This is a genomic window from Paenibacillus sp. J22P165 (genome assembly GCF_059692015.1).
On the sequence record NZ_JCAUAP010000009.1, the window covers coordinates 141,873 to 162,406 of the forward strand.

The window sequence follows — 20,534 nt, forward strand, 5'->3', positions numbered from 1 at the left end:
CGTTCATCGATCCTTTTTCAGAAGTAGAATGTGCTGTTCCAGCTGGTCAAGCAGCTCAGGATCCACTTTATCGAGCGCATCAACCATATGGGTAACTGCTAATGAGCCGAATTGTTCAATGAGGTCATAGGTTAGTTCTTTGGATTGGGTTTCCATGAACGCTTCAATCGTTACAACCGGCTTATAGTGAAACGAGCGTGCGACAGAATGCTTCTGTAAAATCTTTTTGTCTACGAGACGGTTCATCACCGTCATGACCGTGTTGAAATTGATCGCCTTGTCTTCATCCAGCTTCTGTTGAACGTCTTTGATCGTCATTTCCGAAGGACTGCTCCAGAGAATTTCCATGATTTTGGACTCTAGCGGCCCGAAGAAGCGGTTAAGTCCGCTTTCCTTTAATTTAAAGTTTTGCATTTTCACGTTAGACAACACTCCTTACACTATGAATTGTAGTGTGATCACAGGGCCGAAGTCAAGAAGCACCGCTTGGCGTGAGGAAAAGATTTTGACATTGGGGATAAAAGACGGTATACTACTTACATAAAGTAAGTTATTAATTATTATATAGCTAAGGAGTGGTTCACATGAGTATGCATATCTATTCAGCTGATGAGCAAGGCGTTGGGGCATTTGATGGGGGTAAATTCGTTGAACAACGCGCGATTAGCTTCCCTGGCGAAAAGACAGCCGTAGATCGTGTAGGCCCGTTATTCTACTGGGCTTGGGGCAAAGCATCCGATGTATCGGAAATCGGCATGCACCCTCACAAAGCGTTCGAAATCCTCACCTATGTCATCGACGGACTCGTCGAGCATCGCGATTCCCTCGGTTCCTTGGAAACCGTAACGAACGGTGGCGCTCAAGTGATTCAGGCAGGCTCCGGTGTCCACCACTCCGAGGCCTTCCGTAAAGCAGGCAGCGAGGCGATGCAGATTTGGTTCGAGCCTCATCTAAGCGAGACGGTGAAGAAGCCAGCTGCTTATCATCAATATGAGCATGAACAGTTCCCGGTTAATGAGCAAGCTGGCGCTACGCTGAAAACCGTCATCGGCGCAGAAGCTCCTATCCAGCTTGATACCGATGTACGGATGTATGACTGGCAGCTTGAGCCTGGCGCAGCGTTCAGCTACGAATTAGAGCTCGGACGCAGGCTGGCGTTCCTCGTCATTCGCGGCGAAGGCGAGGGCGTGGTTGCCGCGGCGGGGCTCGCTGGGCAAGAGCAAGGGCAAGGGCAAGAGCGCAAGACCTTTTCCCACAAGGATTTTGCGGTGGCCCAGGCTGAGGGGGAAGGCGAAGCGCTTCACCTTCAAGCGGGTAGTGCGCAAAGCCTGCGGATCATTGCCATCGACGTACCCGAGAATCCAGGGTACGCACTGTACCGCAAGTAAGACACCTTTGGTACCTGCACCTCCCAGTCCATATGGATTGGGAGGTATTATTTTGTCTGCTCCCCCATAAATACCTGGATTTTCTCTAGCTTTTTGGAGCGTTCAACGCCTCTAAATGACATATAAATGGAAAATATACAGCTATTTTTGCCACTAACCGTCCACGAGGCCACATCACTTTAAATTACCTGTACTTTTTCCAGCTAATTATCCTTTCTTGCGAAATCAAGCAAAATTACCTGTACTTTTTCCTGCTATTTCTAGGATCTGCCTTCCTTTTATGGAAGAAAGCAAATTGACACTTTCATCTCGCATCTTGTATAGTCAAAATAACTATATTGATAACGATAATCATTATTATAAATTGGAGCGTGCTGACGATGCCCATCGAGTCAAACGTCGATTTTACACTAGTTGAACAGTATTTCCACATTTCACCCAAAGGAATGGAAGACCCCCTCCTGCATATTCCCGCACGGCAGCTTTTAGATGGACCGACGATGCTCGGAGTCCTCGAGAAGGGGAAAGCCTTGCTCCGCGGCAAAGGGTTGGACATTTCTGCATCGTACTTGGGACTCTCCCTTTTCAACCTGGTGGCTACAAGCCAGCTATTTCTTTCTCAGTATAATCAGTGGCTAGTTTTCGACCTGGACAACATTGCATTTGAAGTCGAGAATCATGGCGACCATGCCCACATCGGCTATAAAATTGTAAATCTGCAGTGGAAAGAAGCTCCCACAGAAGATCGTGATCTTTTCATTGAATTAGAAATGCGCAGGGTATTCGCAGACCTCATCTCGCCTATAATTACGGTCATCGCTGAACAAGCCAAAGTGAATCAAGCTATGATTTGGAATCAATTTGCAGCGCGTATGACCTTCGTTCGGGACTACGTATTGGAAAATGACCCCCGTCCAAACGTTCGCGAACAGTTCTCCGCAGATTACGAAGTGGTGACAAAGCAATTAACACCTGATGTGTTTGGCCGTAAGGTGAATCCATTCGTCCATGAGCCTAAGTACATAGACAGCCCTTACCAAGAAGGTAAAAAAATGATCGTGCGCTCTTCTTGCTGCATGTACTACCGCCGCGAAGAAGGCCAAAAGTGCTTCAATTGCCCGATTCTCAAGGAGTCAGAGCGCGAGGAAATGTTTCATAAAATTAGAAGCAAGCAGGCGAGCACTGCTACTGCTGGTTAAATACGAAAAGCCCCCGAGAACATGAACATTCTCAGGGGCTTTTGCGTTGTCAGGGGAACCTACTTCCCGCCCGTCCCGTTCACGAAGGTGAACGAATCAAAGGCCTTGTTCAACCGCGCGACATTCGCAGCCGTGCTGACCGCAACATCGATACGCTGCGTCACCGTGTAGGTAACTTGCTTGCGATTAAACAAGTAAATCGTTTCGGTATACGGTATGTGCGCTTTCGAGTAGCTCACTTTATACTTCTTCGCCTTCACATCTCCGAAAAGCGTGACATCCTCTGACGAATACGTATAGTCACTGTCATTCGTGTGACTTTTCTTAAGCTCTTCTTCGGCGTCCTTCACAACCTCCGTAAAGGCTGATTTGTTATCTGCCTCTACACGTAAATATCCACCAGTGAAAGAGAAGGACTTCGTCGCCTGATCATTGCCATCATAGGAACGGTTCGTTGTCCAGTTCTCAGGGATACGCAAGGTGTAATTGAATTTCTCATTCTTGTACAGCGCCGTACGATCTGGATCGGCAAGTTCATTAAGATCCTGAATGAATCCGAGTTCGCCATCCATAGTCTCTTTATCCACCGAGATAGACGCCACAACGTTATCCCAAATTTTCTCCAGCTCATTATCTTGCTCGTCTTGCGGATAGGTCATTCGAACTTCATATTTGTACTTATCCTTGATGAAAAAGAGCGATTTCCCCGCAAACCACTCGTCCCCTAAGGAACTAGCAAAGTCTACTTGCCAGGCAGGTACCCCGTCCACCGTTGCTTCCGCGGGCTTATTCACACGGCGATAATCCGCCGTATACTGTGCTTCGAATGTATCAACCTCACGTTCGACCCAATCCTGCAGGGTGTCACCTGAAGAAGCTGAGGTTACATGAACCTCTAGTGATTGCGAATACTCATCATTGTAAAAAGAAGTGCTTCCATGATAATCCTGCTCCCATTCAGCAGGCAAATCGATGGATAATCCATACTCACTCGTGTAGGTCACATCATCGGAATTGAACACGGAGATATCCTTCAAAGAGTTATCCGCTGTATTAAAAGCAAGCTTAAAGCTATCCAATAGATCATTATAGCTATTTTGTTTGGAACGATTCGTGTATTGCTCCTTGGTCACAAAGAGCTGTACCGTATACAAACGGCCGCCATGTAAGTAACCGCGCGTTTGGATGTAGCCATCTTCGCCAGAGCGACTTACGATTTTGGCATAAGGATACTCTGCCCGCTTCACATACTGACGCTCCAAAACCGTCGCGCTGTCGGCATAGCTCGGATAATCACTGCCGTCTTCTCCGGCAATTGTGTTCAAAAGGGCAGCTGGCGACAGCTCATCACTTTGATCACTCGCAATCCGAATGGAAAGTGCGAATTCTCCTTTTGCATCAACGAAGCTGATGGAATCACCATCATCGGACTGTTGTCTTTTGACCAGACCCGCTGGATACTTCATCGACCACCCAAAGTGGCTGTCGCCTATCTTCGTTTTGCCGCTATCCGCGTCTAGGGAGCTCCCCTCAGTATCCTCCGTTAACGTCGCTTCGGTGTTGTGCAGCTCGCCTAGCTTTACCGACTTGCTCAACGTTGCACTTCCCGATTGAAGCTTGATATCTACCGTTTGTCCTGGCAAATATTTTTTAATCGCCTCGTTGTAATCGACGAGTGTTTTGACCGCGTTTGGACCAACAGAAACTACTACTTCGTCTTGTTCAATTCCCGCCTCAGCCGCTGGTGAATCCGCGTCTACGTAATCCACCCTTAACCCCGCCATGCTTGGTAAGCCAACAACAGCCTCCCAGCTTTCTTCCAATTCGAGCCCTGTGTAAGCGCGCTTCACTTTGCCATACAGTTCAAAATGCTTGAGTACATATTTCACCGTGTCCACAGGAATCGCGAACCCTAGATTTTCGATGCCAATATCAGCGTATTTCATCGTATTAATCCCGATAACTTCGCCCTTCATATTAATCAAGGCGCCTCCGCTATTCCCCGGGTTAATCGCTGCGTCCGTTTGAATCAGCTGGTACTGCGAGCTCACGGAACGATCTAGTCCGCTGACAATACCCACTGTAACTGAGTTACGTAAAGCAAATGAAATTGGCGTTCCAATCGCCGCGACCGTTTCACCAACCTTAATATCCGACGAGGATGCGAAGGTGGCTGGTTTTAAACCGACAGCGTCGATTTTGACCAAAGCAAGATCACTTTCCTCATCAATATTCGAGGCATGACCACGATAGGTTGTCCCTTCAGAGGTCACGACGACGATATTTTTCATATCTTTTACAACATGGGCATTCGTAACAATCACACCGTTCGAAGCCACAATGACGCCCGTCCCGTGTGCAAGATTAAATCTATTCTTCTCTAGCGATTTGTCCACCTCAGAGGATGGTTTTCCTATTATAGCGACCACAGAAGGTGAAGCTTTCTCAATAACCTGTGGAATGTCTGCATTGATTTCAGCTGCATACACATGCGAAGACTGAGGCCCTGCAAACGTCGTCATCAGCACGAAGGCCGCGACCAGCGTTATGCCCCCTTTTTTCAACCGAACTGTCCAATTCCCCATTCTGTCATTCCTCTCTTAACAAAAGTTGGCAATAGCTAGAATCTAGCACAATTCTGATAGAGAGACAATATAAATATTTCCACAAAAAGGTAACTTTATCGACATTCTGCAATGCGTTCAGGGTGCGTATACACCGTTAAATGGTCCTTCCGAATGAAGCCAACCACCGTAATACCAAGATCGTGAGCGAGTCGAAGTGCGAGATCGGTAGGTGCTGATTTGGACAAAAGGATGCCTACTCCTATCTTCGACGCTTTTAGCACAACCTCGGAAGAGACCCTTCCGCTGAAAGCGAGAACCTTATCTCGCACCGGTATTCGCTGCCGGAGGATGTGTCCGTATATTTTATCTAGTGCGTTGTGCCTGCCAATGTCCGATCTCGCGAGTAACAGTTCGTTCGCCGTACAAAGAGCTGCGTTATGCAACCCCCCAGTCGACCGAAAATCTGCTGATTGCTCCTGAAGTTCGTTCATCAAATGAAAGCATTGGGGAATCGTCAAGCTGAGCTTCGTCGTCACCGTTTTGGCAGTGCGCATATCGTTGTGAAAATAAAACTGGCGGCTTTTTCCACAGCAAGACCCAATGAATCGCTTTGATACCATCTGACGACTCAGTTGGTTCATATGCCTCAGCTTCACATGAACCAGGCCTCGGTCCTCTTCAAGTGACAATGATTCAATCTGATCGACAAATCGAATCATTCCTTCGGAGGCAAGGAAGCCCGTAACCAGATCGACTGTGTCGCTTGGCGTGTAGACGAGTGTGGCGAATTCTTCGCCATTGAGCAGGATGGTCAGAGGTGCCTCGACGGCAATGGTATCCTCCGCTGGAAGCACCTCTGAACCGTTATAACGGTGAATAGACCACGTTGTGGTTGCTGATGATGAAGGCTCTATCTCGTCCATCCTTAACCCTCCATTTCCGTTTCCAGCTCTGCAATCCGCTTCTCCACATAGCGCGTATCTTTGTGAGCGTGATACGTTTCTGCCTTTTCAACAATAACAGCTGTGTTATACTCCGGAATGCCCGCAAACGGTTCGTATACCCCCTTGGGTATTAAACTATTCCCTTCAGGCCAATGCACTTCGATATTGCCGCTTCGGATGTCGGCTTGTTTGGCTCTGCCATGCATGCTGCCATAACCGTTGTAGACTACAATCGCTTCGCCTTCTTGCAGCGCAAGGCCTCGCATATCTTCCTGCCTCATCAGCACATCGTAGCGATCCGCTTCATTGAATGGATCGACATCGCTGTAGATCATGGAATTGAACTGCTTGCCGCGGCGCGTCGTCACCGCGAAATGCCCCTCCGGCTTCCGCAGCTCCGGAAGCTCAATCGGCAGCAGCCGGCCGCGGCCATCCGGCGTCGGACAGACGCCGTCCTCGCACAGCCACGCGCCGCCGTATTGAAACACATCACCGCGTTCGCGCAGGTGCTGGATGCCATCATAGCTCGGCGCCGCTAGCGCGATCTCGGCGCGGATGGCTTCCGCGGTGCCGCAGCCTAGCAACGCTGCGGCTTCGGGCTTCACCCGGCGGGCGAGATCGACGTAGATGTCCCACTCCGCACGGGCTTCGCCGATGCGGGGACCGGCGATCTCGGGCGAGAAGTACACCATCCGCTCCGTCGAAGTGGATGTGCCTCCCCCAGGCTGCTCGTAGCGCGTCATCGCGGGCAGCACCACCACCGCCTCCCGCGCGTCGAGCAGCGTGGAGGTGTTGAGAATGATGTCCTGGTGGACACGGACATCCATTGATTCTAGTGCGTTCCGGACGAATGCCGGGTCCGGCATCGTCTCGAGGAAGTTGCCTCCGGATGTGTAAAACAACCGGAGTTTCCGCTCCTGCTCCTCAGGCAGGAGCGCATTCTCTAGGGTGACACCAACGATGTCACCCTGCCAGCTCGGCAGCTCGAAGCCCCAGAGCTGCTCGATGCGGTTGCGGTCGGCGGCGCTGCTGATTTCGCCGCCCGGCAGGGAGAAGGGATCGGCGCCCATCTCGCCGGAGCCCTGCACGCCGCTGTGGCCGCGGATGGGCATCAGCCCGCAGTGTTCGCGGCCTAGAAAGCCCCGCAGGAGGGCGAGATTCGCCACCTGCGAGATGTTGTCCGTGCCGAAGCGGTGCTGTGTGAGCCCCATGCTCCACACGAATACCGCGCTAGAGGCACGGGCTAGCAGAAGAGCGAGCTCGCTGATGCGCTCGCGGGTGAGACCGGACGACTGCGTGAGCGTCGTCCAATCCTGCTGCGCCACGTGGGCGCGCAGCTCCTCTATGCCGTTCGTGTGCGTAGCCACGAACGCATGGTCTATCGCGGATCCTGGCTCACGCGCCTCCATCTCGAACCATACCTTCATGATGCCGTTCATGAAGGCGATATCTCCGCCGATGTTCACTTGGTATACATCGTCGGCCAGCTTCGTGCCGAATAACGCTGATTCGGCAATGGAAGGGATCCAGTACTGCTCCATAGAAGGCTCGTAGTACGGGTTAATGACGATGATCTTCGTCCCTTTGCGTTTGGCCGCATACATATACTTCGTCGAGACCGGTTGATTGTTCGCGGCCACACTGCCCCAGAATACAAGGACATCCGTGCCGATCCAGTCCTTATAATTACAGGTCGAAGCGCCCACGCCTACGGAGCGCTTCAGTGCCGTCTTCGACGGCGAGTGGCAGATGCGCGAGGCATTGTCGATATTGTTCGTGCCGAGCAATCTCGCTACCTTCGCTGCCACATAGTACGACTCGTTCGTAATTCCCCTCGCCGTTAAATAGAACGCCATCTGCTTCGGGTTCAACCCCCGCATCTTCGTTGCAATCGTATCCAGCGCCTCATCCCATGTGGCGCGGCGGAACCGTCGCTCCCCCTTCCTGCGGATGAGCGGATATGGAATGCGCCCGAGCTGACGAAGCTCGGTGGAGCTCAAACGGCTGAGCTCGTCGATGTCCGCATGGAGCAGCTCCTCGCGAATGGCTGGCATCGTATTCAGCCGCAGCACGTTTAGCCGTGTCGTGCAGATATGAGGCCCTGCCAGCGTCTGATCGTAAAGCCCCGACACGCCAAGCGCACAGCCATCGCACACACCTTGCGTCAGAATTCTCACCGCGTACGGCAAATTATCACGATTTTGCCACGCTATTTTTGCCGTCTCTCGAATATGCTTTGGCTTCACTTTACCGAGACCGAATGGTATCTTACTGACCCAGAGCTTAGGATCTGGTTTCGCAGGCAGCTTGATCGGCCCTGTATGCTTCGTTTTCCCCAAATTAAACGCCTCCCATTGCGTGTATGTATCAATTTCTTTTTCTTCTATCCCCTAACCTATCTCACCTTGCACTCTCTTTCCTTGTTCCGTCATATCTCCCTACATGCAATGCACCGCAATGTCCCCTCAAAATTGCGAATGAGCAACCTTTCACCAACAAATTCGCCTATTTTCGAGAAATAAGTGCAAATCAGCAACTATTTCTATCGTTTCTGATGGTTATGTCCTATTTCCCGCCATAAGGTTGCCTTTTCGCAACCATTTCTACTCAACGAGCAATCTAGCGTGAAATTGTTGCCTATTTGCATCTTTGACCGCCTTCCCGCCCTACTCACCCGATACGCTTACCGGGGATGCAGCCGGAAGTTCACGCCCACCCTTTCAGCTGCCTTAGAAGCAAAAAACCACCGCAAAACAACCCCAAGCCCCTCTTACGAGAAGAGTCTCGGGTTGTCTCACAGTGGTTAGTCTCCGGCAGGTTCGCTACCAAGTGCCAAGCACCTTACTTATGTATATGTAGATGTACGAGCGGTTAGTTATCCGTTTCTTGTACCAAACTTCTTTTCCAAATCCTCATCAAAAACGAATACCGACATCCCTACATCCTGAGCAATATCGATATCGACAAATAGCTGAATAAACTTGGCGCCGAGCAGCGCTTCCATCTCTACAGGCGGATGATCCTTGTAGATTTCTTTGACCATTTCTGTGCGTGCCGTGCGGAGCATTTGCCTGCCATCGCCGGTCTTCGCCATAAATTTCTCTACTGGGGAAAGATTCCCTGCCATTTCGCAGATTGCCCAGCTTTTGCAAAAGGTCGTCGTCACTCGCTCCGGCCCTTTACCCATATGCCTCTTGCGATAAGCTTTTACTAGATTACTAAATTCGGCCTCCATACGATTCATTGGTCAGCCACCTTTATGTTTACGTTTACAAGCTTGTCCTAGCTTCATCATAGCAAGAAAGCCTATACCTGACAACACCTGAAGATGCGTTTCTATGTGTCATTTCCCTACACATCAGCACTTACTTCGGTTCTATTCATCATCTTCCCACTTCCGCGAGTATGCCTTCTTTGTTATCCAAATCGTCAGTCCAATCACGATGATAATCGCGATCACACTTCCAATAATTGCACCAACCACCTGTCTCACTCCCCTTTTATCTACTCATACATCCACTTATTTACAATCCTCAGAACAAATCCAACTGCCTCGGCGCCAGCCCCTCGTAGTCTAAGTCTAGCATGCTCATTAGTGTTTTGGCATTTCCAGCTGCATGTCCACCGGAGTTGTTGTTAAAAATGATACAAATCTCACGCGTCTGCTCCTGCAAGCGGAGCAACCTCACCTTCCACTCCAACAATTCCTGCGGATTGTAGTCGTACAAATATCTCACATCGCGCCAGTTGGCCTCGTTCGTCTGTACCCATCCCCCGACATTCCGTCCGTGGAAGCGAACCATCGTCATGTCGGGATGCGTCGCCTCCAGGACGATGGGAACCGATCCAATTCCCGCCTGCGGCTCATCGCAGATGCTATGCATCCAGCCCTCGCGCTTCATGAAAGCCAGCGTCTTATCGCGCATGTCCTCCGTGAACCAGCTCTGGTGGCGAAACTCTAGCGCGAGCGGCACATCACCCATTCGCGCCTTCGCCTCGCGAATTACATCCACACTTGCCTTGTTGCACGCAAACCAAGGTGGATATTGAAATAGCACAGCCTTCAGCTTCCCCGCTTCCTGAACGGGACGAATCGACTGAAGGAACGCCTCGAACATTTGATCAGCACCGCCTGCAAAAGGATTTTCTCCCCTTAAGTGGCCAGTCATCCCTTGGTAGGCTTTTATAATAAACCCAAAATTCTCAGGTGTCTCTTGTACCCATTTCGCATAGTTGCGTTCTGGCTGTATCGCGTAAAAGGAGGTATCGACCTCCACCAATGGGAAATGGGCGCCATAGCTCATCAGCTTCCCTTTACTCCCACCCAAGTCATGGTCACCCCAACCTGCCAAACCGATATTGATCATTGTCGTCCCCCTGAGCCAAAAACGTTAATTCTATTGTACCAAATGCCTTTATCTTTACAACTTCCGAGGGAACAGGTATAGTTACCCTATATAGGATTGACCCGGAGGAGCCTGCCAACAGCGGGCTCTTTTTGTCTTTTTTCGGAGACTGCGGGTCGTCAATTAGTCAATGGAGGCGGATCTAGTGGAATTACAAGCTTATTGGGCTATCGGCATTTTCTTGCTGATTTATGCGATTATTATTTCTGAGAAAATTCACCGCACCATCATCGCAATGATTGGTGCCGTGCTCATGGTTGTTTGTGGTATTGTCAGTCAAGAAACAGCACTGCACCACATCGATTTCAACACACTTGGACTGCTCATCGGCATGATGATTATGGTGGGTATCACGGCAGAAACAGGGCTGTTCTCCTATATCGCTGTGAAGGCAGCGAAGCTTGCCAAAGGGCAGCCGCGAAGGATCCTGATCGCGCTCGTGATCATTACAGCCGTATGCTCAGCTTTTCTGGATAATGTGACAACCGTGCTTCTCATGGTGCCTGTCACCTTGAGTATCACAAGACAGCTTCGCGTGAATCCGTTCCCGTTTCTTTTTACGCAAATTCTGGCCTCTAATGTTGGGGGTACAGCCACGCTGATTGGTGATCCGCCCAATATTATGATTGGCAGCGCAGTGAGTGAGCTCACGTTCATGGCCTTCATTAACAATCTGGCACCTATTGCAATCATCATCATGCTGGCCTATATCCCATTGTTCCTGCTTCTTTTTGGGAAGCAAGTCAAGTCCACACCCGAGCTCCAAAAGAGCATTATGGAAATGGATGAGAACGCCATGTTGACGGACCGCAAGCTTCTCTGGAAATGCCTCACCGTACTAGCACTTACCATTCTAGGCTTCTTCCTGCACCAAAGCTTACATTTGGAATCGGCTACGATTGCACTTAGTGGCGCGTTTCTTCTACTCCTCCTGACAGGAGAGCGTATGCTGGAGCCTGCCTTTGCAAGTATTGAGTGGCCTACGATCTTTTTCTTTGTCGGTCTGTTCGTGCTCGTATCGGGCCTTGTAGAAACAGGCGTAATTACGCAATTAGCTGTACACGCCATCGAGTTAACAGGCGGCAACCCGATCGCAACTTCCATGCTTATTCTTTGGCTGAGCGCGATTGCATCCGCTTTTCTCGACAATATCCCCTTCGTTGCCACGATGATTCCATTGATTCAGGAAATGGGTGTCTTGGGCGTCAGCAATCTAGAACCACTATGGTGGAGTTTGGCACTTGGCGCTTGTTTGGGCGGTAATGGTACATTGATCGGGGCGAGCGCGAACTTGATTGTGGCAGGACTAGCCAGTAAAGAGGGGCATCCCATCACGTTCATAAAATATCTGAAATATGGCTTCCCCTTCATGCTGTTATCGATTGTTCTTTCGAGCGTATACATGTACTTGCGCTATTTGATTTAAAAGTGGCATGCAAAAAGAGCCAAGAGGTTTATCGACCAGCCTCCTGGCTCTTTCTCTATTTAACAGTCAATCGTCCGTACGTTTCCTTATCACAAATGACGAACAGCCTAGCTCCCTGCGGAATCTGCTCATGAAGCCTTTTGTTAATATTGAGATGTTCACCATCTGAGATTAGTGTGGCACCCTTTTGCAGCAAATCCTGAAACGCATCATGGAACGTCACCCACTTGGCCTGTGTCGGAATCTCATAGAGATCCTCCCCCTCTGGCGTACGCGTCAACAGCTGTGTAAGAATTTTGGAGCTGCCAGGGTTGAATGCTGAACGTACCGCGAGTTGGGATATCGTCTCACTCCCGAAGATGAATTCATCAATGCGAATATGCTGAAAATTGGGTAGATTTTGCTTATCGCGGATTTCCACAATCGTGTACACATGGTTATAGTTGCGTTCGACAGTCGTGGCGACCAAGAGTGTTTTGCCATCGACGAAGGCCGGATCTCGAATCGTGTTCTGGAGCTGTGTCACCTCATCCGCAAAGATGAAGACCGCTCTTGCCTTAGAGGTATTCGCCATTTCGAGTGTTGCCACGAGCTGAGGGTTACCTAGCACATAATGCACGCGATCATGCTGAATTGGCGATTTTTCCAGTGTATCTATAAGTACAATCTCCACAAGGGGGTCTGAGTTCAGAATTTCGTTAATGGCATTCTCTGCATGCTGACTCCAATCAATAATGACAAAATGGTTCGCCCCTGCAAACTTCAATTTCCCTTCCTCCTTCATGCGCTGATACACAAATAAGGCATCCACGACTTTACTAATCGTTATGGAAATAAGTCCAATACCGAAGATGTACACGACGATACCTAAGCATTTGCCTGCGACCGTATGGGGATAAAAGTCACCATAACCAACCGTTGTAACTGTCGTCATAACCCACCACAAGCCGTTAAATCGGGTCTCAAAAGTGCTCGGCTCTAGCTCATAGGCTAAGAGTGAACTCCCTCCAATGAACACAACAGCCACGCCAAAAACAAACAGATTATTCCAACGAATTAGACGCAAAAGGAATTTTGAGAAGAAAAGCATGATGACCTCCTGACAGGCATCCGCCTAACAATTTCCAAGTTATTCTTTAAGTATAGCAAGAAAAACGCTTTTAGATGAATAAATCCGAAAGAGTCTCGCTATTTCTGTTCACGTTTTTTTCATTTTGTCGGGAATCCGACATTCTAGGATGAAATCATGTGATAATATACATATAACAGATTGGAATACTCGGCATTAGAGGAAGTGCACTCTTTAAGAAATAAGAATGGGAGAATGATCCTATTATGGACCAATTACATGAGCTTGCTGACCTTCAGGAAAAAGACCCTACAAAGGAAGTCATGATTGAGGCTTTTCGAAAACATGGTATTAGTCATACCTACCGAAAAAATGAGTTTGTCTTTCAGGAAAATGACTTGCCCAGCGGTGCCTATTATGTGGCTTCCGGGTTAATTAAGATTTCCCAATCTTCCGAGGAGGGGCAAGGAATTACCCTATTTCTTCGCTATGAGGGGGAGGTTTTCGGCAATGCGGAAGTGTTGACGAACATGGCTCGCAAGCGCTACGCCAAGTGTCTGGTGGACAGCCAAATTATTACGCTAGACAGTCGAAAATTTCTGGAATTGGCCAAAGAAAACGCGGAATTTTCCTATTCCGTTGCTGTTCTAGGTGCGCGAAGACTCCTGCAGACACAACGAATGGTTGAAACCTTAATCTCCCGCCCCGTAGCCTGGAGGCTCGCTTGGTTCCTCCTGCAGTTAGGCAAACCAACGGAAGAGAAGCTCGAAGTACAAGTGCCGCTCAGTCATGAAGAAATCTCCTATGTCATTGGCTGCAGCAGACAAACCGTCACGGAAACCTTGAACAAATGGCGCGATAAAGGACTTATCGATTACGCCAAAAAGAAGATCGTTGTGTATCATCCGAACCGTTTTTTCACAGATATATAGACGAGCATCCCCCTGGAGGTTGAGCACATGATAACGATAACGGATGTGAATAAATCCTTTTCACAGCAAAAAGGCCTTTCCTATACGGCTTTAGACGACGTTTCTCTCACGATTAACAAGGGGGAATTCGTCTCCATCGTAGGACCTTCAGGCTGCGGGAAGTCCACGCTTCTCAACCTGATTGCCGGCTTTGAACAAGCAAGCAGCGGAACGATTACGGTGGGTGGACACAGGGTTACTGCGCCAGGAGCCGATCGCATTGTCGTTTTCCAAGAACACGGCTTGTTCCCTTGGCTCACGGTGCTGGATAATGTGGCTTTCGGTCTGAAGCAAAAAGGGCTCTCCAAGAAAGATCGCTATGCACTAGCTACAGAACAGATTAAAGCTGTGCACTTGAGCAAGTTCATCGATCGTTATCCACATGAGCTGTCTGGCGGGATGAAACAACGGGTAGCGATTGCCAGAGCGCTCGTTATGGATCCTGAGATCCTATTAATGGATGAGCCTTTTGCGGCTTTGGATGAGCAGACGCGCTTCATTTTACTGAAGGATTTGGAAGAGATTTGGCTAAAAACCGGTAAAACGATCTTATTTATTACTCACAACATTCGTGAAGCCGTCATTTTATCAGATCGTGTTATCGTGATGGCGACGCAACCAGGCAGGATTAAGAAAGAATTCACCGTGCAAGCGGCAAGACCTCATCAAAACAGCGATCCGCTCATTCATGCTTTGGAAAATAAAATTATGGAAGCTCTGACGGATGAGCTCGAGAAGGTAGTCAGAGAGGAGCTTGGCCATGCATACAGCCTTAAGAAGAACGCTATTTCTAATTCTGCTGCTGATCATATGGGAGTTGGGATTTAGAATATTTGATTGGGGTTGGAAGTTTCCTTCTCCACTACAGACCTTTCAGGCCTTCTATGATGGGTTTGCACACGGGCATCTCCTTAACGCTATTGGGGCTAGCCTTCGTCGCTTACTTTTCTCATTTGCCCTATCGATTAGCATCGGGACGATATTAGGCTATTTATTTGCAAGATATCGGTATTTCGATGAGACCTTTGGCTTTCTCGTAGTTGCCCTTCAAACTGTGCCGAGTATCGCATGGCTGCCCTTCGCAATTATCTGGTTCGGACTGAATGATACGTCGGTCATTTTCATTACAACCATTGGCGCCACATGGACGATGTCGATGGCCAGCCGCACAGGAATCATGAACATTTCGCCGATTCATCTGCGAGCTGCGCAAATGCTAGGAACAGGCAGCGGCTACCGCTTGTTCTTTCAAGTGCAATTGCCGGCGGCATTTCCCCATTGGATTACAGGTATACGAGTGGCCTGGGCCTTCGCTTGGCGGGCACTTGTAGCTGGCGAGCTTATCGCTAAGGGCGTGGGGCTCGGGCAGATGTTACAGGATGGACGCGGACTTGGCGATACGGCAACAATTCTGTGCGTGGTCATCATCATCGCTGTGATCGGTACGATATCGGATCATTTCTGTTTCAAACAGCTAGAGGATCGCATCGTGCTACGCTTTCAGCTTAAGAAATAAATGAGGCTATTTAGAATCATATAGGGGGAATTCGTGTGAAAAAAGTAGGTTGGATGATGAGTTTGGTTGTAGTCGTACCTTTGGTCTTGTCCGCTTGCGGTCAGAGTAAAGAAGTTGCTTCAAGCGCTGTCAGTACGACTGTGAAAATTGGTATTTTGAAAAATGTCACACACGCACCGGGATTTATCGCTCTGCAAAACAACTATTTTCAGGACGCTTTTGGTAAAAATGCCAAGATTGACGTCACGGCTTTTGACAATGGAGCTGACTTCGCAACAGCGATTGCCACGGACCAAATTGATATTGGCTACGTGGGGCCAGGTCCTGTCATCAATCAATATTTGAAAAGCAAAAATATCAGGGTCATTGCTGGCGCGAATAACGGCGGCGCAGTATTAGTTGCACGCAAGGACGCGGGCATCAATTCCGTGAAGGATCTTGTCGGCAAAACAGTAGCCGTCGCTGCCAAGGGAGGCACACCGGATCTGTCCCTTCGTTTGCTGCTCAAACAGGAAGGATTGAAAGTATCGACGGATACTTCAGGCGTGCAAATCGTTACACGTGCCCCGGCAGATACGTTAATCGCGATGCGTCAGAAAGAAGTAGACGCAACCTTGATTGCCGAACCTTGGGGTACACAGATCATCCAAGAGGGCTCTGGTACGATTTTAGTGGACTGGAACAAGATCCCGCCAAAAGACGGGAACTATCCGTTAACGATTCTCGTAGCTAGCGATACGTTTCTGAAGGATCACCGTGACTTGGCCAAGAAAGCCGTAAAAGCCAACAAACAAGCGATCGATTTCATTCAGCAAAATCCGAACAAAGCTTATGAGCTGATTAGCGATGAATTGAAGCAATTAACGGGTAAAGGAATGGAGCCCTCACTTATTAAAGCAGCTATCGACCATTTGAAATTAACCGAAGACATTACGTTGGATGATATCAATGAGCAAGCTAAAACCTCTTTTGATGCAGGGTACTTAAAAGTGAAAGCGGATGAGTTGGATTTTAGCAAATTTTTAGATTTATCGCTTTTGAATGAAGTTAAGAAAGAAAAATAATGTTACGTAACTGAGGAGGCCTTCCTATGTATATACAACCACAAGAAAACCTATTGCCGGATGTTCATGAGCACATCAAAGTCGTCATTCTTGGCACTGGCACACCGAGGGCCTTTTATGGCAGGGCGAAGGCAGGTGTCGCGGTTTTAGCTGGGGACAAAGCCTTTCTCTTCGATTGCGGAGGCGCAACCGTGGATCAACTGATTAAGGCAGGGATCATGCCGCAGCGGATTTCAGATGTTTTCTTTACACATCATCATAGCGATCATAATTCCGGGTTTTTCGATGTTTTCATCACGAGCTGGCGAACACATGTGATCGCGGATCGGGTATTTGAAGGGCGAAAAGGGCCAATGAACGTCTACGGTCCCCTCACAACGAAAGAGATTATTGGAAAAATGAGGGCGTCCTTCGATTTCGACGTCAATCTCCGAGTGAACTATAATTTCTCCGCAGGTGAAGGGGCAGACATTCGTTATTTTGAGAGCAATGAGGGTGTTGTTTACGACCAGGGCGGCGTTAAAGTCACTGCTTTCGAGGTCGATCATAAACCTGTTGATCCTGCTATTGCCTATAAAATCGAGTTCAACGGAAAGTCGGTCGTCATTTCAGGCGATACTATCCCTGTTGACAATATGATTACACACAGTCGCGGCGTGGATCTGCTTGTCCATGAATCTTACAACAAAGCGTGGCTCGACGCGCTGATTGCCAAATTTCCTGAGCAGACCGTTGGCCTGTCCAATCCGGCAAAGTATCATTCCACGACGCTGGAAGTAGCAGAAATTGCCCGAGAAGCAGGCGTAGCGCATCTGGTGCTCACTCACCACATTCCAGCTCCGGCTGCAACTGAGGAAGCCGAGGCTGCCTATACAGAAGGCATGAGAGATATCTACGGTGGACGAATCACGATGGCGCGAGATTTAATGGCATTTGACCTCATCTAATGAAAAGCAGCCCTGAGTTATTCGCTCAGGGCTGCTTCTTGTCTGCCACGCTTATTTCGCTGCTTGTTTCGCCCATTTGGCTTTCAGCGTACTTTCAAGCTCCGCGTAAACTTGCTCCGTCGTTTTTCCATTCGTGGAGATGCCTAGCTTGGCCGCTCTCTTGTTCAGAGACTCCGATATTTTCGCATCTTTTGCTGCTTTCAAAGCCGTGCGGAGCTCTTTCGCTGTCTTGCCATCAATCGTGATACCCGCTTCAGTCGCTTTCGCTTGCAACTTCGTCAATGCAGAAGCTTTCAGGGCTGTTTTCAGCTCCTTGTTCGTCAACCCGTTTGCGCTCACGCCAAGCTTCGATGCTTTCGCCTGCAGCTTTACGCTGACAGCCGCTTTAATTTCTGTCTTAAGTTGTTCAGCTGACTTCCCATCTGTGCTAATCCCTAATTTAGCTGCGGCTGCATTCAACTTCTCGGTGCGATTCGTTGTGGCCGAGGTTTTCAGCTCTGTCTTAATCTCCTTGTTCGTTTTGCCATCCGTCGATATGCCAAAAGCTTTCGCTTTTTCTTGTAAAAGTTGCTTGATCGGATGAAATTTACTTGCCTGCGACGCTGCTGTATCTCCTTGTCCTTGCTCGGCAAAGGCCGCAACCGGTATGGAACATACAATCGCGCCTACGATAACTATTCCTGCTAACTTCTTCAACATGTGGAATCACTCCTTAATGGTTGGGTTCTATACCTTACGAAACTTATCTTATCCGATAGTTATGTCATAAGTTTGTCATGCGAGGAGCTTTATCCGCTAGGCTAGGCAAAAAGATTTTGAAAACCGTCCCAGCACCCAACTGTGACTCCACGCGAATTGAGCCACCGTGCGCCTCGACAATATGTTTACAAATCGTCAAGCCTAACCCTGCGCCAGAGCGATTGCGACTCTCATCTGCTTTGTAGAATCGATCAAATAAATACGGAAGCTTCTCAGGGGCAATGCCTTGCCCTTGATCCCAGACCTCGACCCAGCGCTCATATCTAATCGCTTTCACCCGAATCCCCGCTTGCGAGCCCTCCGGAATATGGTTAATCGCATTGTCTAATAAATTGATGAACACCTGTCTCAGCCGATCGGCGTCAGCTAATACGGTATACGGCCCCTCCACATCGGTGCTGAGCTCGATCCCTTTGCCCTTCGCCTTCATCTTCAACTGCGTCACGACAAGTCCAATCAGCTCAGGAAGATCCACGGCTTGCAGATTCAACTTCACCTGTTTCTCCTCAAAAGAAGAGAGCTCCAGCAGATCATCCACCAGATGGCTCAGTCGAAGTGTCTCCTGGAGGGAGATATCGATGAATTCCTTCGCATCTTCTGCCTCCACCACGCCATCTGTGATGCCCTGCAGCGAAGCGCGAATCGTCGTCAGCGGTGTTCGCAATTCGTGAGAAATCTCAGAGAGGAACCGCTTGCGGCCTTCTTCGATTCTCTGCAGCTTGCCGGCCATGCGGTTTAGGGAACCTGATAGCGAGGCAATTTCATCTTTTCCACGCACGGGCACCCGGCCATTGAAATCGCCTATCGCCAATGCCTCCGCGGTCTTGCTCATCTGTTGGATCGGCTTCACAAAGTGCCGTGAAACAAAATACAGAACAGCAATCGCTAATAGGGCAACTACAAGCGCAGAAGCATATATAGCCCGATTAATCTCATTGATCGTCCCTTGAATATTCACGATAGGGGTATACAGGAAAATGGCCCCAACCACACGATTGTCCTGCAGGACAGGACGTCCGACAATGAGCATTTTCACCTTACTATTCGAAGTAAATGTACTTTTCACTGTCACTGGATTACCGGAGAGTACTTTCTCCACCCAACCCAGTCGTGCAGGCACTTCCCCCACAGCTTGGATTTTATCCAAGGTGGCCTTCGGATGCTTGATCACGGAGACACGCACATTGGATGTTTTCTCGATAGCGCTAATTTGCTTACGAAAATCCTTCTGGGTCGTCGCATTGTCAAACAAATCCTTCGCCAGCTCCTCCACTTGCTCCACTTTCTCCAGAAGAAGCTTCTCACTCCGTTCATACGTCTTCTGTTTCATCGTGTAACCAATGGTGCCTGAGATCGCCAGAATTGACACCACTGTGATGGAAATATAAATGAATAAGAGCTTGCTATAAAAGGAATTCAGCATGGGCCTGGCCCCTCAAACTTGTAACCTACACCCCATACGGTTCGAATGCTCCAGTCCTCTTTCCGCTCCGTCAGTGCTGAGAGCTTCTGTCTCAAACGTTTAATGTATAAATCAACGACACGATCTTCCCCCTCGAAATCCCATCCCCAGATCTTAGCGATTAGATCCTCGCGAGTGAACACCTGATTCGGATTCCGCATGAAAAAAAGCAGCAGCTCGTACTCTTTCTTCGGCAGCGAAACTACCTGCCCCTCAACCGTCACCTCATGCCCCAAGCTGTCCACGCGTAGACTGCCGATCTCATAGATGTGAGCGGCTGGCATGACTTTCGTGCGCAGCACGGTGCGGCGCAAAATCGAGGTTACCCGTGCGACCAGCTCGTTTGGGTCAAAAGGCTTCACCAAATAGTCGTCGGCTCCCATCTGCAGGCCTTCGACGCGCTCGTCCACGTGGCCTCTCGCTGTCAGCATGAGAATCGGCACATCACTCTGAGCGCGGATCGTTTGACAGACGGACCACCCGTCGCGCTTCGGTAGCATAATATCCAGCACGATGAAATCCGGCTGCAACTCCTTGAACCTCGTGAGCGCCTGCTCGCCATCGTTCGCGGTTACCACCTCGTAGCCGTTCTTCTCCAGATACAGCTTCGTTATTTTACATATATTCAAGTCATCATCTACGACTAATACCGTTGTCACAGGTGCGCACACTCCTTTTGTACTGCTCATCCCCTTTATTTTACGGCATAATTGTGAACAAATTATTTATTTTTTAGAGCACTTCACACATTTTTTACGAATGTAGGGAGATTTCCTAACGGGCAACTCTCTTTTTGCATCTACTAGAATCAGACAG

Annotated in this window: 18 protein-coding genes; 8 read left to right on the forward strand and 10 right to left on the reverse strand. The window is 49.1% G+C overall.

Annotation, left to right across the window (positions count from 1 at the left end):
• Positions 1-3: 3 nt before the first annotated feature.
• Positions 4-420, reverse strand: a complete 417-nt coding sequence (locus tag AC58QM_RS23155) for a BlaI/MecI/CopY family transcriptional regulator (protein ID WP_310500085.1) — start codon at positions 418-420, stop codon at positions 4-6.
• Positions 421-584: 164 nt separating this feature from the next.
• Here AC58QM_RS23155 and AC58QM_RS23160 point away from each other — a divergent pair, with 164 nt between their 5' ends.
• Positions 585-1,388: a pirin family protein gene (locus tag AC58QM_RS23160; protein ID WP_497287221.1), complete on the forward strand. Its 804-nt coding sequence runs from the start codon at positions 585-587 to the stop codon at positions 1,386-1,388.
• 380 nt (positions 1,389-1,768) lie between these two features.
• Positions 1,769-2,587, forward strand: coding sequence for a (2Fe-2S)-binding protein (locus tag AC58QM_RS23165; protein WP_497287222.1), 819 nt, complete (start codon positions 1,769-1,771; stop codon positions 2,585-2,587).
• Between the two features lie 59 nt (positions 2,588-2,646).
• Here AC58QM_RS23165 and AC58QM_RS23170 read toward each other — a convergent pair whose 3' ends face one another.
• The 5 genes from AC58QM_RS23170 to AC58QM_RS23190 all read right to left on the reverse strand — a co-directional run bounded on the left by AC58QM_RS23170 (position 2,647) and on the right by AC58QM_RS23190 (position 10,465).
• Positions 2,647-5,172, reverse strand: a complete 2,526-nt coding sequence (locus tag AC58QM_RS23170; RefSeq protein WP_497287223.1) for a trypsin-like peptidase domain-containing protein — start codon at positions 5,170-5,172, stop codon at positions 2,647-2,649.
• Between the two features lie 95 nt (positions 5,173-5,267).
• Positions 5,268-6,077 (reverse strand): formate dehydrogenase accessory sulfurtransferase FdhD, encoded by an 810-nt coding sequence (gene fdhD / locus AC58QM_RS23175; protein WP_497287224.1) that lies wholly within the window; start codon positions 6,075-6,077, stop codon positions 5,268-5,270.
• 2 nt (positions 6,078-6,079) lie between these two features.
• Positions 6,080-8,437, reverse strand: coding sequence for an FdhF/YdeP family oxidoreductase (locus AC58QM_RS23180; protein ID WP_497287225.1), 2,358 nt, complete (start codon positions 8,435-8,437; stop codon positions 6,080-6,082).
• Between the two features lie 536 nt (positions 8,438-8,973).
• A complete protein-coding gene (locus tag AC58QM_RS23185; RefSeq protein WP_310500079.1) occupies positions 8,974-9,342 on the reverse strand; it encodes a Na-translocating system protein MpsC family protein in 369 nt (122 codons plus the stop codon).
• A 289-nt stretch (positions 9,343-9,631) separates the two neighbouring features.
• A complete protein-coding gene (locus tag AC58QM_RS23190) occupies positions 9,632-10,465 on the reverse strand; it encodes a DUF72 domain-containing protein (RefSeq protein WP_497287226.1) in 834 nt (277 codons plus the stop codon).
• A 184-nt stretch (positions 10,466-10,649) separates the two neighbouring features.
• Between AC58QM_RS23190 and AC58QM_RS23195 the strand changes: the two genes are divergently transcribed.
• Positions 10,650-11,930 carry an ArsB/NhaD family transporter gene (locus tag AC58QM_RS23195; RefSeq protein WP_497287227.1) on the forward strand — a complete coding sequence of 427 codons (1,281 nt, stop codon included), beginning with the start codon at positions 10,650-10,652 and terminating at the stop codon, positions 11,928-11,930.
• Between the two features lie 55 nt (positions 11,931-11,985).
• On the opposite strand, the gene AC58QM_RS23200 is transcribed toward AC58QM_RS23195, so the two are convergent.
• Positions 11,986-13,020: a potassium channel family protein gene (locus tag AC58QM_RS23200; RefSeq protein WP_497287228.1), complete on the reverse strand. Its 1,035-nt coding sequence runs from the start codon at positions 13,018-13,020 to the stop codon at positions 11,986-11,988.
• A 245-nt stretch (positions 13,021-13,265) separates the two neighbouring features.
• Here AC58QM_RS23200 and AC58QM_RS23205 point away from each other — a divergent pair, with 245 nt between their 5' ends.
• Genes AC58QM_RS23205 through AC58QM_RS23225 form a run of 5 tightly spaced genes read left to right on the forward strand, consistent with a single transcriptional unit; the run spans position 13,266 to position 17,497 of the window.
• Positions 13,266-13,931 (forward strand): Crp/Fnr family transcriptional regulator, encoded by a 666-nt coding sequence (locus AC58QM_RS23205; RefSeq protein ID WP_497287229.1) that lies wholly within the window; start codon positions 13,266-13,268, stop codon positions 13,929-13,931.
• Positions 13,932-13,958: 27 nt separating this feature from the next.
• Positions 13,959-14,798 carry an ABC transporter ATP-binding protein gene (locus tag AC58QM_RS23210; RefSeq protein WP_497287230.1) on the forward strand — a complete coding sequence of 280 codons (840 nt, stop codon included), beginning with the start codon at positions 13,959-13,961 and terminating at the stop codon, positions 14,796-14,798.
• Entirely contained in the window at positions 14,731-15,486 is a 756-nt protein-coding gene (locus AC58QM_RS23215; RefSeq protein WP_497287231.1) for an ABC transporter permease, read from the forward strand. Before AC58QM_RS23210 ends, AC58QM_RS23215 begins: the two co-directional genes overlap by 68 nt.
• A 35-nt stretch (positions 15,487-15,521) precedes the next feature.
• Entirely contained in the window at positions 15,522-16,550 is a 1,029-nt protein-coding gene (locus AC58QM_RS23220) for an ABC transporter substrate-binding protein (RefSeq protein WP_497287232.1), read from the forward strand.
• 26 nt (positions 16,551-16,576) lie between these two features.
• Positions 16,577-17,497 (forward strand): MBL fold metallo-hydrolase, encoded by a 921-nt coding sequence (locus tag AC58QM_RS23225; protein ID WP_497287233.1) that lies wholly within the window; start codon positions 16,577-16,579, stop codon positions 17,495-17,497.
• A gap of 51 nt (positions 17,498-17,548) precedes the next feature.
• Here AC58QM_RS23225 and AC58QM_RS23230 read toward each other — a convergent pair whose 3' ends face one another.
• From AC58QM_RS23230 to AC58QM_RS23240, 3 genes are all read right to left on the reverse strand, one after another.
• Positions 17,549-18,196 carry a hypothetical protein gene (locus AC58QM_RS23230; RefSeq protein ID WP_497287234.1) on the reverse strand — a complete coding sequence of 216 codons (648 nt, stop codon included), beginning with the start codon at positions 18,194-18,196 and terminating at the stop codon, positions 17,549-17,551.
• A gap of 64 nt (positions 18,197-18,260) precedes the next feature.
• A complete protein-coding gene (locus AC58QM_RS23235; RefSeq protein ID WP_497287235.1) occupies positions 18,261-19,679 on the reverse strand; it encodes a sensor histidine kinase in 1,419 nt (472 codons plus the stop codon).
• A complete protein-coding gene (locus AC58QM_RS23240; protein ID WP_497287236.1) occupies positions 19,673-20,377 on the reverse strand; it encodes a response regulator transcription factor in 705 nt (234 codons plus the stop codon). Before AC58QM_RS23240 ends, AC58QM_RS23235 begins: the two co-directional genes overlap by 7 nt.
• Positions 20,378-20,534 lie beyond the last annotated feature (157 nt).